13 protein-coding genes and 1 riboswitch are annotated in these 15,991 nt (G+C 73.9%); of the genes, 6 read left to right on the forward strand and 7 right to left on the reverse strand.

Annotated elements, in window-relative coordinates; translation table 11 throughout:
- Positions 1-2: 2 nt before the first annotated feature.
- Both ACIRRH_RS26675 and ACIRRH_RS26680 read right to left on the reverse strand, forming a co-directional pair.
- Positions 3-566, reverse strand: a complete 564-nt coding sequence (locus ACIRRH_RS26675; protein ID WP_403072226.1) for a hypothetical protein — start codon at positions 564-566, stop codon at positions 3-5.
- A complete protein-coding gene (locus ACIRRH_RS26680) occupies positions 556-723 on the reverse strand; it encodes a hypothetical protein (RefSeq protein WP_403072229.1) in 168 nt (55 codons plus the stop codon). The genes ACIRRH_RS26675 and ACIRRH_RS26680 overlap by 11 nt, the downstream gene beginning before the upstream one ends.
- An 88-nt stretch (positions 724-811) precedes the next feature.
- On the opposite strand from ACIRRH_RS26680, the gene ACIRRH_RS26685 reads away from it, so the two are divergent.
- Complete coding sequence (locus ACIRRH_RS26685) at positions 812-1,360, forward strand: Uma2 family endonuclease (RefSeq protein ID WP_403072232.1); 549 nt, start codon at positions 812-814, stop codon at positions 1,358-1,360.
- Between the two features lie 22 nt (positions 1,361-1,382).
- Here the strand turns inward: ACIRRH_RS26685 and ACIRRH_RS26690 are convergent, their stop codons facing one another.
- The 5 genes from ACIRRH_RS26690 to fhuB all read right to left on the reverse strand — a co-directional run bounded on the left by ACIRRH_RS26690 (position 1,383) and on the right by fhuB (position 6,751).
- Complete coding sequence (locus ACIRRH_RS26690; RefSeq protein ID WP_403072235.1) at positions 1,383-2,246, reverse strand: MBL fold metallo-hydrolase; 864 nt, start codon at positions 2,244-2,246, stop codon at positions 1,383-1,385.
- Positions 2,247-2,257: 11 nt separating this feature from the next.
- A riboswitch (guanidine-III (ykkC-III) riboswitch) is annotated at positions 2,258-2,325 on the reverse strand.
- Between the two features lie 29 nt (positions 2,326-2,354).
- Entirely contained in the window at positions 2,355-2,552 is a 198-nt protein-coding gene (locus tag ACIRRH_RS26695; RefSeq protein WP_403072238.1) for a DUF397 domain-containing protein, read from the reverse strand.
- The gene (locus tag ACIRRH_RS26700) at positions 2,549-3,331 is read right to left on the reverse strand and encodes a Scr1 family TA system antitoxin-like transcriptional regulator (protein ID WP_403072241.1); all 783 of its coding nucleotides are present in this window, start codon (positions 3,329-3,331) and stop codon (positions 2,549-2,551) included. The genes ACIRRH_RS26695 and ACIRRH_RS26700 overlap by 4 nt, the downstream gene beginning before the upstream one ends.
- A 103-nt stretch (positions 3,332-3,434) precedes the next feature.
- Positions 3,435-4,619, reverse strand: a complete 1,185-nt coding sequence (gene fes / locus ACIRRH_RS26705; RefSeq protein ID WP_403072326.1) for an enterochelin esterase — start codon at positions 4,617-4,619, stop codon at positions 3,435-3,437.
- Positions 4,583-6,751, reverse strand: coding sequence for a Fe(3+)-hydroxamate ABC transporter permease FhuB (gene fhuB, locus ACIRRH_RS26710; RefSeq protein ID WP_403072244.1), 2,169 nt, complete (start codon positions 6,749-6,751; stop codon positions 4,583-4,585). Before fhuB ends, fes begins: the two co-directional genes overlap by 37 nt.
- Before the next feature lie 106 nt (positions 6,752-6,857).
- Between fhuB and ACIRRH_RS26715 the strand changes: the two genes are divergently transcribed.
- The 5 genes from ACIRRH_RS26715 (at position 6,858) to ACIRRH_RS26735 (ending at position 15,988) form a co-directional block, all read left to right on the forward strand.
- Complete coding sequence (locus tag ACIRRH_RS26715; protein WP_403072247.1) at positions 6,858-7,877, forward strand: ABC transporter substrate-binding protein; 1,020 nt, start codon at positions 6,858-6,860, stop codon at positions 7,875-7,877.
- Positions 7,878-7,903: 26 nt separating this feature from the next.
- A complete protein-coding gene (locus ACIRRH_RS26720; protein WP_403072250.1) occupies positions 7,904-8,686 on the forward strand; it encodes an ABC transporter ATP-binding protein in 783 nt (260 codons plus the stop codon).
- Positions 8,687-8,877: 191 nt separating this feature from the next.
- A complete protein-coding gene (locus ACIRRH_RS26725; protein ID WP_403072252.1) occupies positions 8,878-9,735 on the forward strand; it encodes a DUF4132 domain-containing protein in 858 nt (285 codons plus the stop codon).
- On the forward strand, positions 9,732-14,831 hold the full coding sequence (locus tag ACIRRH_RS26730; protein WP_403072254.1) for a hypothetical protein: 5,100 nt from the start codon (positions 9,732-9,734) through the stop codon (positions 14,829-14,831). The genes ACIRRH_RS26725 and ACIRRH_RS26730 overlap by 4 nt, the downstream gene beginning before the upstream one ends.
- A complete protein-coding gene (locus tag ACIRRH_RS26735; RefSeq protein WP_403072257.1) occupies positions 14,828-15,988 on the forward strand; it encodes an AAA family ATPase in 1,161 nt (386 codons plus the stop codon). Before ACIRRH_RS26730 ends, ACIRRH_RS26735 begins: the two co-directional genes overlap by 4 nt.
- The last annotated feature ends 3 nt before the right edge of the window (positions 15,989-15,991 follow it).

Below are 15,991 nucleotides of genomic sequence, written 5' to 3' on the forward strand. Positions count from 1 at the left end.
CCTCAGGCGGCTGTTGTGGTGGTCCGCCCGGGTGCGCTCTGCGGCCGGGCGGACCAGCACACCGAGCCCAGCAGCAGCACCCCCGGGACGGCCTCGGCGACCGTACCGACGGTGGCCTCCGAGGCACCGCCGAAGGCCAGCACCAGCCCGACCACCCCGAACAGCGAAATCGCGCCGCCGAGGACGTACAGCGAGGGACGTCGCCAGAGAGCAGCGGGGATGAAGAGTTGGACGCCCACCACGGTGGCGATCCACGGCATGGTCGCCAGCGGCGTGTGCAGGAGCCGGTTGACCACCGTGATCCCAAGGGTGACCGCGAGTCCCCCGGCGCTCGCGATGTACTGGATGTTCTGTCCGACGACGGTCTTCGGCTTTCCCTCGCTGCGGTCCAGCGGGGCCGCCCGGCCGCCCCACCACTTGCCAGCCCCGAGCAGCACGAGGAACGCGGCCACCGAGATCATTCGCAGCGACACCTCGACGGCCGCAGGTAGGTAGCCCGCGCCGGTCTGGATGAACACGAGCCCGAGAACGGCTCCGAGGATCCGGCCGGTTCGATCAGTCGACATGTTTGCCATTCTGACGGTCGATCCGACCGTCGGACCAGCCGTGCCGTCCGGTTGCTTCGGCCAGCACATCGGGCACCGTGCGGCCGGCCTCCGGCAGCAGCCGCACCACCGACGACCCCACGAACCCGGCCGACCCCGTCACCACCACACGCCCCACCCGGACCACCCCTCCCGCACGCGCCACCGATCCGCCGGGCCTACGGCGCGGGCCGCGGTAGCGTGCCGGAAGCACCAGAGGAGAGCGCATGAACTCTGAGCACCACCGCCTGCTCGAAGAGGCCCGCCGCAGTCTGCCGAACGGCTTCAAGGCCGAGCTGTCGGGCGACATCATCGTCATGCAGGCGTCGCCGTCGCCGATCCATCAGCTCAACCTGGCGATCGTCCAGCGCCAGTTCGAGGCGAACTGCCCTCCCGGCTACTTCCCGACCGGGAACAGCGACCTCTCCTCACCCGAGATCGGCTCCGTCCGCAACCCCGACCTCACCTACCTGCCCGAGGACGTCATCGAGCTGGGCCGCGAGATCCCTGCCGACCTGGCACTGATCGCGGTCGAGGTCGTCTCGCCGTCCAACCCCGACAACGACTGGAGCGGGAAGGTCCGCGACTACCCACGGATGGGCTTCCCGATGTACCTGATCGTGGACCCTCGGCAGAAGACGGTGACGCTGTTCTCCGAGCCCAACCGCGACCGCTACCACACCAGGACGGAGCGGGAGTTCGGCGAGAAGATCCGTATTCCCTCGCCGTTCGACTTCGAGCTGGACCTGGCGCGACTGGTGCCCTACCGGGGCTGACCGGCCTCGGGCCTGCGCGGGCTCAATCGTGCGGCCAGAGGATCAGGTCGTCCAGCGGGTAGCGGCGCGGACGGTCGCCGAGTTCGGCGACGGCGGCCCGGATCCGGTGCAGGTGGGCCGGGGTGAGCTGGAGCGGGGGCTCCTCGGGCTGGTGGGTGGTGCGGATCGGGTAGTCGACGCCCGGCTCGCGGGTCATCTCGATGTGGCAGCCGAGCACGTGCGTCACCGGGTGGCTCTCGGCGAAGGCGACCAGCCGCTCGATGGTCCGCCCGAAGGCCGGCCAGTCGTTGATGTACAGCCGCCCCGGGTAGACGGTGTCGCCGGTGAGCAGGAACCCGGTCCACGGGTCGTAGTAGGTGACCGACGCCTCGTGGTGTCCCGGGGTGGCCAGACACTTCAGCACCCGCCCGCCGCCGAGGTCGACCAGGGCCACCGCCTCCTCGTCCCGGTCGAATCCGAAGTACGGCCAGGCCGTGGCGAGTTCCCCACCGACTAGGGTGGTCGCCGGCCGGTCGGCGAACTGACCGTCGCCGGCGACGTGATCGCCGTGCGGGTGGGTGTGCAGAACCAGCAGTGGATAGTCGCGACCGTGCTGGGGGTTGCGGGCGAGCCACTTCTCCACCAGCTCGTCGACCGTCGCGCGCAGCGGGAAGTACGCGGCCTCGGCGGTCGCCCCGGTGTCGATCAGCACTGCCCGTTCCGTCCCGAACAGCAGGAACAGGAACGGCGCCTCGTAGTGGACCGCCTTGTTCTGGCGCAGGATGACGGTGTGCTCGTCGTACTCGTGGACCTGGATGTCCGGGTCGGTGTTGTGCTTCGCGGACGGGGAACCGTGGATCCATCGCACATCCAGTGGACGGGCGATGGGAGTACCGGCAGCGGACATGACGCCTCCAGAGTGCGTCGTCTTGGCAGGCCGGGTACGGCGCACGTCTCGTCCGGGGCCGGCGCCGCTGCGCCGCCCCGGGGACGCTAGCACGGGCCGGCGGCGGCGTCAGCCGGTCGAAGGAGAAGCGTTCCGGGCGAACTCGACGAAGTCGGCCCAAGCCTGGGGAGCGAAGGCGAGCTGGGGGCCGCTCTTGTCTTTGGAGTCCCGGACACGGACGGTGGCGTGACTGACGGCGACTTCGACACAGGCGCCGCCCTCGGTGTTGCTGTAGCTGGACTTGAACCAGGTCAACGCATCGTTCATAGCTCCTCCAGCGACTCACTGATCAGCTTGGCCGAGGCCTCGGGACTGAGAGCCTGCCGGAGGATCATTTCATGGCGATGGCTGAGGATGCTCACCCTGGCGGGGTCTGCATGGAGCATTCCCATCGCCTGACCCTCCTCATACGCGAGTCGTTGATGTTCGGCTGTTTCCAGAAGGATGAACTGCCCGTTCAGGCCAGGGTGGATTCCTCGGGACGGAACCACTTGAACCGTGATGTGGCGCGCCTCGCCGACCGACAGAACGTGGCGCAACTGGCGGTGGTGGGCTTCGATGGTCGTGAGCGGCCGTCGTAGGACACCTTCCTCGATGAGGAAGTTGAAGGCTTTGGTCTGCACCTTCAGCATCTCCTGGCGCTCCAACCTTGCAGCGACCCGCGTTTCGACCGTCTCGTCATCGAGTGGCGGCCAGTGGGATTCGAGGAGCGTTCTCACGGTCTCTTCGGTCTGCAGCAGACCCGGAAAGAAGTGGTTCTCATACCAGTTGAGCGCCACCGCCTCGGCTTCGTACTTCATATAGTCCTCGGCGGACGACGGATACTTCTCCGGCTTCAGGAACTGCGCTCCGGCTGCCAGGATCCCCTTCGCGTCGCACATGTCGTCCGCCACCTGCAACAGGTGCATGGACGGCTTCCGCCGCCCAGCCTCCATCGACCGCAGGCTCTCAAGGCTGTACCCGGCCTCCTCCGCCAAGGTCTCCCGGCTGACGCCGGCGCGGGTCCGCCACAGCTTGATCTGGTTGCCGCAGTACAGCCAGGACATCGGCGGCGGAGTGGCGGACGAGGACGCGTTCATCGCTGACCCCCCAAGGTCATCCGGTATGGACTCCCGACGTTAGGCACCCAATGGCCCGGAGGTATGCGAATCAGTCCGAAACCATCCCTCCGGGTGACCCCAGCAGGTGAGCGAGCCCGTCCGCCAGCCCGCCGCGCCAGCAGGCGTAGTCGTGGCCGCCGTTGAACTCGCGGTAGGCGAGCTCGTAGCCGCGGGCCGTCAGGACGTCGCGCAGGTGGCGGTTCTGGGCGAGGAGCATCCACTCCTGGAGGCCGACCTCGATCCAGAAGCGGGCCGGACGGCGTTCCTCGGCGGCGAAGCGGCGGGTCAGCCATTCGCTGCCGGCGTCGAACTCGGTCTCGTCGGGCCACCAGAAGGAACCGGACTGGGACAGCGCGTTGCCGAAGCGCTCCGGGCGGCGGTAGGCGGCGTAGGCGGCGGTGAGGCCGCCCGCGCTCTGGCCGGCGATCACGGTGGCGGCCGGGTCGTCGCTCGCGCCGAACTCCGCGCCGGCCCACGGGAGGAGGCGGTCGGCGAGGAGGTCGACGAAGGCCGGGTTGCAGCTGAGGTCGTCCGGGCGCTGCGGGCCCGTGGTGTGCACCAACAGGGTGACGGTCGGCGGGATCGCGCCGTCCGCCGTCAGGTTGTCGAGGGTGTCGCCGACGGACAGCACCTCGCCCCACATCTCGCCGTCCAGCAGCACCACGACCGGGTACGGGCCGCCATCCGCGCGGTGGCCGGCCGGGAGGTGGACGTCCACCCGCCGGCCGGCCACCGTACGGGCGAGTGTCCGCCCGCGCGGCACGCCGTCGCGCCGCCGCACGTACGGCTGCGCGGGCGCGGCGGGCAGGCTGAGCACCGAGGAGGGGTGACGGCCGTCGCGGGCGGGCAGCCGGGGTTCGGTGTCGTACGGGTCCGGGCGGGCGTGGTCGAGGACGCGCAGCCAGTCGGGGCGGGTGGTGCCGGGGGCCTCGCCGCGGAACGGGTACAGCTGGTAGGAGGCGCGGTGGTCCGCACGCAGCCGGTAGGTGATCGACCACGTTCCGTCGATCTGACGCTTCATCAGGTGCGGCGTCAGGTCCCCGGCATGGCGGTCCTTGTCGGTGACGGTGTGCAGCAGCGCGAGCACGCCGTCGCAGCCGTCGTCCCGGTGGGCGAAGGTGACCAGGCGGTAGGCGGGGTCGTGGGGGTCGGGGACGACGACGAGCAGGGTCTTCACAATGGGGTCTCCGGAAGTGGTCACGCGGGGCTGCCCTTGCGGCCGAGCAGCACCCAGAGCAGGAAGGGTCCGCCGAGGACGGTGGTGACGATGCCGACGGGGATCTCCACCCCGGCGAACAGCACCCGCCCCAGGGCGTCCGCGAGCACGACGAGCAGGGAGCCGGTCAGCGCCGAGCCGAGCACCGGCACCCGTGCGGGCCCGGCCAGCCGCCCGGCGATCACCGGTGCGGCCAGCGCCACGAAGCCGACCGGCCCGCAGACGCCGACTGCCAGCCCGGCCAGCGCGACGGCCAGCAGCAGGCAGGCGAGCCGGACCCGGCCCGGGTCGACGCCCAGCGCGGAGGCGACGCTGTCGTCGAAGCGCAGCACCGCCAGCCGCCGGGCCACCACCAGCGCGAGCGGCACCAGCACCGCCAGCCCGATCAGCACGGGCGTGGCGACGGAGAGGTCCCGCCCGTTGAGGCTGCCGTTGGTCCAGATGTACAGCGAGCCGGCCGAGTTGAGCGAGCGCCGGGCCATCGCGACCTGGATGACGGCCGAGGCGAGCGCAGACATGGCGAGCCCGACCACCAGCACCCGGTAGCCGCGCGCGCCGAGCCCGCCGGAGGCCAGGGTGACGACCAGGACGGCGACCAGTGCGCCGAGCGGTCCCGCCCACCAGGCGCCGAAGGTGCCCGCGACGCCGGCGGAGATCAGCACGGCGGCCGTCGCGCCGTCGTTGACGCCGAGCAGTTCGGGCGTGGCCAGACGGTTACGGGCGAGGGTCTGGGTGAGGCAGCCGGCCAGGCCGAGGGCGGCCCCGGCGGCGAGCCCGGCGACGATCCGGCCGAGCCGGAACTTCTGCACCAGCAGCACGTCCAGCCGGTCGCCGTAGCCGAACACCGCCCGGAAGGTGCGGGCGAGGTCGAGTTCGCTCTGCCCGGCGTGCGCCGAGACCACCACGGCGGCCAGCAGTGCGGCGGCCAGGCCGAGCGAGGCCAGCAGCGCCCGGCGCGGCACCAGCAGCGACCACGCGCCGTACCGCAGTGCCAAGTCCGGTTTGGGCGGGTCGGGTTCGCCCCGGCGCGCGGAGGGTGCGGACTCGGCGGGGTCGGCCATCGCCAGGGCTGCGGAGTGCCGGGAGCGGACGATCGCGATCAGGGCCGGGGCGCCGATCAGTGCGACGATCACCGACACCGGCGCCTCGAAGGGGCGGGCCACCACCCGGGCGAGCACGTCCGCACCGGTCAGAACGGTGGCGCCGAACAGTGCGGCGAGCAGGGTGAGCCGGCCGACCCGCGGGCCGGCGACGGTGCGGGCGAGGAAGCCGGAGAGCAGCCCGAGGAAGGCGACCGGCCCGGCCAGTGCGACCGCCGAGGCGGTCAGCAGGGTGACAGCGAAGCCGACGGCGGCCCGGGTGGCGCCTGGCCGGTGGCCCAGGCCTCGGGCGAGGTCGTCGCCGAGGGCGAGCGCGGTCAGCGGCCGGGTGGTGAGCGCGGCGAGCAGGAACCCGGCGCCGAGCACCGGGGCGAGTTGGCGCAGCGTGGTCCAGCCCTCCACTCCGGCCAGCGAGCCGAGCACCCACACCCGGTACCGCTCGTACGCCTCGGGGGAGTTGACGATTAGCACGTCGGTGAGCCCGCGGAAGATCACCGCGACGGCGGAGCCGGCGAGCACCAGCCGCATCGGGGAGCCGCCGCCCCGGCTGCTCGCGACCAGCAGCACCACGGTGCTGGCGAGCACCGCGCCGCCGAAGGCGAAGGCGAGGTAGCCGAAGGAGGTCTGCACGCCGAGTACGGCGATGCCGAGCACGACGCCCAGCGAGGCACCGGCGTTGACGCCGAGCAGGCCGGTCTCGGCCAGCGGATTGCGGGTGACGGACTGCAGCTGCGCCCCGGCGACGCCGAGCGCGGCGCCGACCAGCAGGGCGGTGAGGGTGCGCGGCAGTCGCAGGTCGCCGACGACCAGGGCGAGCCGGCCGTCGGCGCGGGCGCCGTCGCGGTTCAGCAGGTAGTCCAGCACCCGGCCGGGGCCGACTTCGCCGGCGCCGACCGACAGGGAGAGCGCGGCCAGGGCGAGCAGGAGCACCACCGCCGCCGTGACGACCGGCCAGGTCGGGCGGGCGCCCTCCGTGCGGCCCCCGGGCCGTCGGGGCTCCGGCGCGGTGGCGGGGGGCGCTTCGGGGGCGCCGGCTTGCGACAATGTCATAAGGTAAGGCTAACCTAATGACCGAGCCGTCCCGAGGGGCACCTCCACCGTGCCGAGCTGCCCGGACGTCGCTCAACTCCCGTACCACCATTGCCCGGAGGCACCCATGCCGTTCGCCCGCCGCCCGCTCAGCCCCGTCCGCCGCCGCGCGGCCCAGGCGCTGGCCGTCACCGGGGCGGCCGCGCTCCTGCTCACCGGCTGCGGCTCCTCCGGCTCCTCCTCGGGCTCGTCCACGGCCGCCTCCCCGGCAGCGGACGCGGCGGGCGGCGGTGATGGCGGCGGCAAGCGGACCGTCAAGGACGCCACCGGCAAGGCCGTCGAGGTCCCCGCCGAGCCCAAGCGGATCCTCACTCTCACCCAGGAGGACCTGGACGCGGTGCTCGCCCTCGGCGTCAAGCCGGTCGGCATCACCAACGGCCAGGGGCTGGCCGAGCCGCCCGCGTACCTCAAGGACAAGGTGCAGGGCGTCCCGGTGGTCGGGAACCTGCTCCAGCCCGTGATGGACAAGGTGATCGCCGCCAAGCCCGACCTGATCCTGGCCGGCGACATGCAGGACGAGCAGGTGCTCAAGCAGCTGCGCGAGATCACCCCCGCCACGCTGGTCACCATGGCGCCCACCGACGACTGGAAGCTCGCCTTCCGGGGCATCGGCAACGCCGTCAACAAGCTCGACCAGGCCAACAGGGTGATCGGTGACTACGAGGCCAAGGCCGCCAAGGCGGGCGGCGAACTCGCCGGGAACAAGGGCGCCGCGGTCTCCATCGTGCGCTGGAACCCCACCGGCCCGAGCTGGATGGAGAAGAAGCAGTTCGCCAGTGGCGTGGCCCTCGACATGGGCCTGACCCGCCCGGCCGCGCAGGACAAGGACGGCAACGCGCACAGCCCGGCGCTCAGCCTGGAGAAGCTGGGCGAGATCGACGGCGACTGGCTGTTCCTGTCCACCCTGACCGACGACGGCAAGGCCGCGCTCAAGGAGGTCCAGTCCAAGCCCGCCTACAAGGAGCTGGGCGCGGTGAAGAACAACCACACCGTCACCGTGGACGGCTCGGTCTGGTCCACCCGGGGCGGCCCGCTCGCCGCCGACGTGGTCATCGGCGACATCGTCAAGGCGCTCGGCGCCAACTGAGCCCGCACCGGTCAGGGGGAACTGCCATGGAGTTGACGGTCCAGGGGCTCGGCGCCGGCTACGGGCCGGGGCGGCCGGTGCTCAGCGGCGTCGACCTCACCGTCCCGGCCGGGCGGGTGGTGGCGGTGGTCGGCCCGAACGGCTGCGGGAAGTCCACCCTGCTGCGGTCCGTCGCGAGGCTGCACCGGCCGGACACCGGGCGGGTCCTGGTCGGCGGCGAGGACGTGTGGCGGTTGCGCCCGCGTCAGGCCGCCCACCGGGTCGCGCTGCTGCCGCAGAGCCCGCAGGCCCCGGAGGCCGTCACCGTCACCGGACTCGTCCGCTACGGTCGCCACCCGCACCAGGGGCTGTTCCGCCAGTGGTCGGCGCAGGACGAGCGGCTGACCGCCGGGGCCCTGCGCGCCACCGGCGTCGAGGACCTCGCCGACCGCCGCCTCGACCGGCTCTCCGGGGGGCAGCGCCAGCGCTGCTGGCTCGCCATGGTGCTCGCCCAGGACACCCCGGTGGTCCTGCTCGACGAGCCGACCAGCGCGCTCGACCTCGGGCACGCGGTGGAGGTGCTGGAGCTGGTCCGCCGGGTCGCGGCGGGCGGGAGGACGGTGGTCATGGTGCTGCACGACCTCGCGGCGGCCGCCCGCTACGCGGATCTGCTGGTCGCGCTGCGGGACGGTGCGGTGGTGGCCTGCGGGCCGCCGCGCGAGGTAGTGGACGCGCCGCTGGTGCGGGCGCTGTACGACATCGACAGCCATGTGCTCGCGGCGCCGGGCGACGGCGCTCCGGTCATCGTTCCCCGGGCGCCGCTGGGCTGACGGGGCGGCTGCCTTCCGGCAGCCGCCCCGTTTTCTTCTCCTCTTCGATCACTCGTTCGAGTGGTTTGAACTCTGCATGTCAGGGCCCAGGTCACCCCGCCCGTCGCGTTGTCAGTGGGCCTCGCTACGTTCCTCGCATCGCTGGTCAGCAGGCGATCGACAGGTGTTTCCCAGGTGGGAGGAGTACGGCCGTGGCATGGGTGGAAACGGGCGCGGGAGGGTATCGCGTCGCGCTCGACGGGGAGGGCAGGGTGGTGTGCCGCAACGCGGCGGGCCGCGACCTCAAGTCCGTACCGTCGAAGCTCGGTGACGACCCGGTGGTCACCCAGCTCAAGCAGCTCGCCGAGTGGCTGGCCGCGCACGAGCGCGGCTGCCTGGAGGACGTCGAGCGCTGGATGGTCCGCTCGCTGCCGGTGCCCGCCGCCGTGCTCACCGCCGTGTGGCCGGACGAGGCCTGGCAGGGCGTCCTGAAGGACCTCGTGGTCACCGCCACGGACGGCTCCGTCGCCGGCTTCCTGCGCGGTGCCGACGCCGAGCGCGGCCTCGGCCTGGTCGACCTCGACGGCGACACCGTGCGCCTCACCGACGGTGAGGTGCTGATACCGCACCCCGTCCTGCTCCAGGACCTCGACGAGCTGCGCGAGTTCGCCGTCGAGCTCGGTGTGTCCCAGCGCGTCCAGCAGCTCTACCGCGAGGTCTGGCACCGGCCCGCGGAGCCGCCGGCCGGCACCGAGGTCACCACCTATGCCGGCGGCCGCTACCGGGAGCTGCGCGAGCTGGTCGGGCGCTGCAACCGGCTCGGCTGCCGGGTCCGCGGAGGCTCCGCCGTCCAGTCGGTCACCGAGGGCGGCCGCACCGTCGAGGCCCGGGTCTGGGTCGGCGACTACTACGAGTACGACGCGTGCGAGACCGGCGCGCTCAGCTGGGCCGGCCCCGACGGCAGGGCCCTGCCGCTCACCGAGATCGGACCGGTCGCCTGGTCCGAGGGCATGCGGATGGCCGCCGCCCTGTACGCCGGCCGCACGATCCAGGGGGAGGAAGCCGAATGACCACCACCGGCCTGACCACGACCACCACCGGCCCGGACAGCACCGGCGCCGGCCGCACCGCGACGCCCGAGGAGCTGCTCGACGCCGGGGCCGTGCTCCCGTCCGGCACCCTGCCCGACGCCGGCCGCCCCGACAGCGCCGCCGACGTGCTCACCGCCCGCACCTACACCCACCCCGCGCTCGACGGCCGCCGGATCGTCCGGCTGGTCCCCGGCGCGCTCGGCCAGGCCGAGGACCTCGCCCTCGACTTCCTCGGCCTGGCGCCGGAGCCCGCGCCCGCCGAGGTCGGCCAGGTCCGACAGGAGGCGCTCGGCTTCCCCGCCTGGGCACTGGTCCACGACCCGGCCAACGGCCACCACGCGCTCGCCCTGGTCAAGGAGATGGAGCGGCTCGCCCGCCAGGCCACCTCCAAGCCCGGTGCCGCCAAGGACGGCTTCGACGAGCTCGCCGTCCGCCTCGGCCGGGCCGTCCCGCACTTCCTGCCGACCTTCTGCGAGGAGGTCGGCCGGATCTTCCTCGGCCACGGCAACCAGACCTACGCCGCCGCCTGGTTCGGCAAGGCCCGCGAGGCCGAGCGCACCCACGGCCTGACGGTGGACGAGGAGCGGCTGCGCGCCGTCTTCCTGGAGTTCGCCCTGGCCGGCGCGCTCACCGTCAAGTCGCTGCGCCAGTACGTCAAGGAGCTTGCCCAGCGGCTCGACCCGCTGACCGCCTGGCAGCGCTTCCGCCAGCTGTGCACCGAGCGCTCCGCGGCCGGCATGGCCCCGTACGCCGGGGTCGCCGAGGACGCCCGCGCCCTGATCAAGGCCGCCGGGCTGGACCGCGCCGAGCACGAACGGGCGCTGCTCGCCGAACTGCTGGACTCCCCGGCGGTCAACCGTGCACCCGCCGCGTTCTGGAAGTCCTGGCACGGCGCGCTGGTCGAGCTCGGCCGCGGTGACGCGGCGGTCCGCGCCCGACTGCTGGAACTGCTGCCCGACCCGGCCTCCTCCGACCCGGCCCCGCACGAGACCGCCTGGCTGTCGCTGCTCGCCGAGACCGGTGCCGAGGAACTTCTGACCGGCCCCCGCCCCGAGGGCGCCGAACCCGCCGCCGCCTGGCTCCAGCGCTGGTGCCACCACCACGGCCGCGGCTGGCGCACCCGGCCCAGCTGCCCGGCCACCCTCGCCCTGGCCGGCCGGATGGTCGAGCGGCTGCGGGCCGACGCCGTCCCGGTCGACCTCTTCACCGGCATCCGCGCCAGCCACACCCGGATCGACCTGCTGGACCTGCTGCTGAGCGCGGGCGTGCCGGTGGCCGACCCGCCGGACGGGCTCGGCTTCGACCTGCGCGAGTGGGCCGCGCAGTGCGGCGCCGACAGCCCCGCCCTCGCCGCCGTCGGCGCCGACGACCGCTTCCGGCCGCTGCTGCGCCGCGCCACCCCGTCCGCCTGGGAGACGGCCGTCAAGCGCCAGGCGCCCGCCCTGCCACTGCTGAACGAGCTGTTGGCGGAGTGGGCCGAGGACCGCGCCGAGGAGCTGTCCGCCGCCCGCGGCCTGGCCGGCGCCACCGACCTGGTCCGTTCGCTCGGCCAGTACCGCACCGCCATCCGGACGGTCGCACCGGCCGTCGCCGAGCGGATCGCCGCCCTCGACGTCACCGCGCTGCTCACCGACGCCCTCAACGCCGGCATCCTGGACGAACTCGGCTGGCCCGCCCTGGAGGAGGCGCTCGGCAAACTCGCCGACCCGCCCGCCGCCGACGCCCCGCAGCACCCCGTCCCCAGCCTGGGCGTCGCCGGCCTGACCGGCCTGATCATCGAGGACGCCTGGCCGTACCTGATCCTCGCCCGCCTCGACCGGGCCGTCGTGGTCGGCCCGGAGGGCATCGTGCTGGAGCACACCCTGCGCCTGCCCGAGCCGCTGCACCGGCGCGACCGGACCAGGCTGCGCCTGGTCGACGGCGAGCTGCTGGTCGTCCGGCCCCACGAGGGCAAGCAGCTCGCGTACTGGTCCAGCCGCCCGGACGAGCAGTTCGAGCTGGAGGGCCAGACCATCGCCGGCTACTACTACGGCGACCGGGAGCCCGAGGCACCGTCCCTCCAGCTGCCCGGCGGCGGCCGCACCACCGGCGAGCGCCCGCTGCACGCCGGCGACACCCGGATGCCCCAGGAGTACCGCGTCCTCGGCGACGGCACCGGGTACTGGACGCTGCGCCACGCCCCCGACGGCAGCCCCGTCCTGCGCGAACTCGACCCGGCCACTGGCACCCTGGGCCGCACCGCCGAACCGCCGGTGATCGCCGCCACCGCCCAGGCCGGCCGACTGGTCCAGGGCAGCACCTGGCTGCTGCCGCTCCAGCCCGGCCTGGAGCGGACCCCGCTCGGCACCGACGGCACCGTGCTCGGCAGCTGGGCCCGGGTCGAGCCCGGCAAGGCCGTCACCACCTTCACCGCCGACGGGCAGCGCATCGTGCTGCCGTTGGACGGGCACCGGGCGCCCACCGTACCGGTCGGCCGGCTCGCCCTGCCTGGCGCGGCCGCCCCGGTGGTCAGCCACACCTCCGGCGACCACTTCTCGCTCAACCTGCCCGACCTCACCGGCCGCGCCGACCGCACCGCCGACCTGCGCCCCTGCCGCTCCGGCGAGCTCTCCGCCGCCGGCACCCCGCTCATCCCGCCGTACCCGCACTGGCACGCCCTGCGCCCGCGCGACGAGGCGGGCTCCAAGGTGCTGCGCGCCGTCACCGCCGAGCAGGCCGCCCGGTTGATCGACGCCGCCTGGCCGGTCGACACCGAGCCGGGCCCGGAGGACGAGCAGCGCTGGCTCACCGTCCAGGGCGTGCGCCGCCCGCTCGCCCGGCACGACAAGGCCCTCCGCTCCCTGTCCGTGCAGGCAGTCGGCGCCGTCCTGCCCGGCATCGCCCACCCGCAGCTGCTGGCCGGCGTCACCGGGCTCGCCCGCGCCGCCGCCGACCTGCTGGGCCAGGTCGCCCGGTTCGTCCCGCAGCCGGAGGCCGAGCGTCCCGAGAAGGCGAAGAACACCGAGTGGCGGCCCGACCACGGCCGCGACGACGAACTGCGCGAAGCCGTCCACGCCGTGCTGCCCGAGATCGGCGGCTTCGGCGGTTGGGGCTCGTCCGGGAACTGCTGGGTGCTCAACAACCTGCGCACCGTCAGCGCCGTGCTGGCCGCCCCGCCCGCCGCGAACGGCGAGGGCTGGACCACCCCCGCCAACGTCACCCTGCGCGGCGGCGACGCCCACCACGGCTGGTTGCACCTGCTCGGCCAGGTCCATGCCCTGGCCTACGCGGTGGCCTCGCCGTTCACCCGGCCCGCCCACCGCTCCTCGCTGGTCCTGCTGCTCGGCGAACTGACCAAGGGCCCACTGGCCGACCGGGGCACCACCCTGCGCGAGATCGTCCTCGCCGAGCAGGCCCCGGCGGGCGCCAACGCCACCAGCGGCCGACCGGACGCCCACCGCCAGGGCGAGGTGCTGCGGCACGGCGAGCGCACCGTCGTCATCCTCGGCCACCAGCGACAGTTCACCGACGGCACGGTGCACTGGCTCGCCGTCGACCACGACCCGAGCGGGGAGTTCGGGCCCGTCGCGCACTTCACCACCGTCGAGGAGCGCGGCACCGAGGAACTGGTCGACGCGGCCTGGGTCGCCAAGTTCTGGCGGGTCGCCGCGCTGCGCGGCAGCGTCCCGTGGGACCAGGCCAGGGCCGAAGCCTTCAGCGAGCTCACCGGCATCGGCACCGCCCGCTCCGCCCTGCTGCTCAGCCCGCCGGCCAGGCTGCTGCACTGGAACGGCGACCCCATGCCCGCCGAGTTCGGCCTCAAGTCCGGCGAGTTCAAGGCCGCCCGGGCCTGGCTGCGCGGACACGACCACACCGGCCTCGCCGCCGTCTGGGGCGCCCTGCTGCCCGCCGACCCGAAGACGCTGTGGACCGACGGCCCCGACGTCGCCGCCGGGGCCGAGGAGTGGAACCGGCGCTTCGGACGGCTCGTCACCCTCCCCGAGGAGGCGCTGGCCACCGTCCAGGGCGTGTCCATCGACACCGTCGAGGCGGTGCTCAACCCCGCCCACACCCCGTGGCTGACCGGCCGCACCGGCTTCCGGCTCACCGACCTGGGCGGGGCCGGCCTCCGACTGTTCCCCGAGGATGCCTCCGCCGTCCCCGACACCGGCGCGCTCGGCTCCACCATCGGCGCGCTGCGCTGGCTCGCCTACCACCTGCCCGCCGACAGCCCGCTGCGCCCGCTGCTGCCCACCGCCGCCACCGCGCTGCGCGACCGCCTGGCGGACCAGGAGCTGCTGCTCGACCTCGACCTGATCCGCACCGTCAAGGGCGCCTCGCTGGCCGCCGTCCTGCGCACCCACTTCGGCCTGCCCGCCGAGGGCGGCGCCGACCCGGACGGCCTGGTCCGCTGCGGCCCGGCGCTCGTCCTGACGCCGTACCACGAGGACTTCGAGCGGATCTGGCTGCGCCCGGCCGCCCTCACCGGCCCGGACGACCCGCTGCTCGAACTCCTCGACGGGCTCTCCGGCAGCTACTGGTTCTCCACCGAGCGGCGCGCCATCGAGTCCGTGCTGCGCGGCGAGCCGGAGCGGCTGGCCGCCTCCGCCGCCGCGGTGCCGGCCACCGGCGAGGGCCCCGCCTGGCTGCAGAACCCGCAGCTGTCCGTCCCCGAGCTGGTCGCCGAGGTGTCCCGCACCCACGGCCTGGGCGAGGACGCGGCCACGCTCTACCTCCAGCTGCTCGCCCTGCCCGACCCGACCGACCGCAACGCCGCCCGCTGGACGGGCTGGAAGCCCGCCCGGCTGAAGAAGGCCCGCGCCGAACTCGCCGCCACCGACCTGGTGCTGGAGGCCAAGCGCGCCCGGGCCGGCCGCAGCCTCTTCCTGCCCGGCGGCTGGCAGGAGGCCAAGGCCCCCGCCCTGCCGGCCGAGACCTGGAAGGCCGCCCTGTACGAACTGCCCACCCACCGGCCCGCGGTGGTCCCGCTGCCCGTCCCCGAGCTGTTCGCCCGGGCCTGGCAGCGGACCGTCGAGGGCGACACCCCCGGCTACGAAGAGCTCCAGACCAGCAAGCGCAGGAAGGCCCGCCGATGACCGCCACCGAGACCACCACCGGAGCGGCCGGCACCGCCGCGGACCGGCAGACCGTCCCTCCCGAGGAGAAGTACGCCGCCGAGCTGGAGTTCCTGGCCGCCCACGACAGCGGCCCGCGCCCGCCCGGCTGGCGGCTGACCCCGCGTGCCGTGGTCACCTTCGTCATGGGCAGCGGCGGCGAGAAGCTCAAGGCCGGGCGCAAGGGCCTGGTCATCGAGCCGAAGTTCGTCGGCGAACGCGCCCTCGTCGAGCGCTGCGTCGTCACCCTCGCCGGGGAGCGCGGCCTGCTGCTCGTCGGCGAGCCCGGCACCGCCAAGTCCATGCTCTCCGAGCTGCTCGCCGCCGCCGTCTGCGGCACCAGCGCGCTCACCGTCCAGGGCACCGCCGGCACCACCGAGGACCAGCTCAAGTACGGCTGGAACTACGCCCTGCTGCTCGCCAAGGGTCCCAGCCGCGAGGCCCTCGTCCCCTCGCCGGTGCTCACCGCGATGAGCGCCGGCGCGGTCGCCCGGGTCGAGGAGGTCACCCGCTGCCTGCCCGAGGTCCAGGACGCCCTGGTCTCCCTGCTCTCGGAGCGGCGCATCGCCGTCCCCGAGCTGGCGGGCACCCCGGACGCGCAGCTGCACGCCGCAGCCGGCTTCACCCTGATCGCCACCGCGAACCTGCGGGACAGGGGAGTCAGCGAGATGTCCGCGGCGCTCAAGCGGCGGTTCAACTTCGAGACGGTCGGCCCGATCGGCAGCCTCGCCGCCGAGGTCGACCTGGTCCGCCGCCAGTCCACCGCCGCCGTGGCCCGGGCCGGCGCCGCCTACGGGGTGGACGACGCCGTCCTGGAGGCCCTGGTCACCGCCTTCCGTGACCTGCGCACCGGCCGCTCCACCGAGGGCTGGGACGTCGAACGCCCGTCCACCGTGATGAGCACCGCCGAGGCGGTCTCCGTCGCCACCTCGCTCGGCGTCAGCGCCGCCTACCTGCCCGACGGCGGGGACCTGCTCGGCCGGCTGCCCGGCCAGCTCCTCGGCGTGGTCCGCAAGGACGACCCGTCCGACGCGGCCCGGTTGCTCGGCTACTGGGACGGCCCGGTCCGCCGCCGCGCCGAACAGGGCGCCGCCACCTGGCGCACCCTCTGGGACCTCCGCTCGGCACTGGAGGCCTGATCC

It is taken from the genome of Kitasatospora sp. NPDC101235 (assembly GCF_044767505.1).
Lineage (GTDB): Bacteria > Actinomycetota > Actinomycetes > Streptomycetales > Streptomycetaceae > Kitasatospora.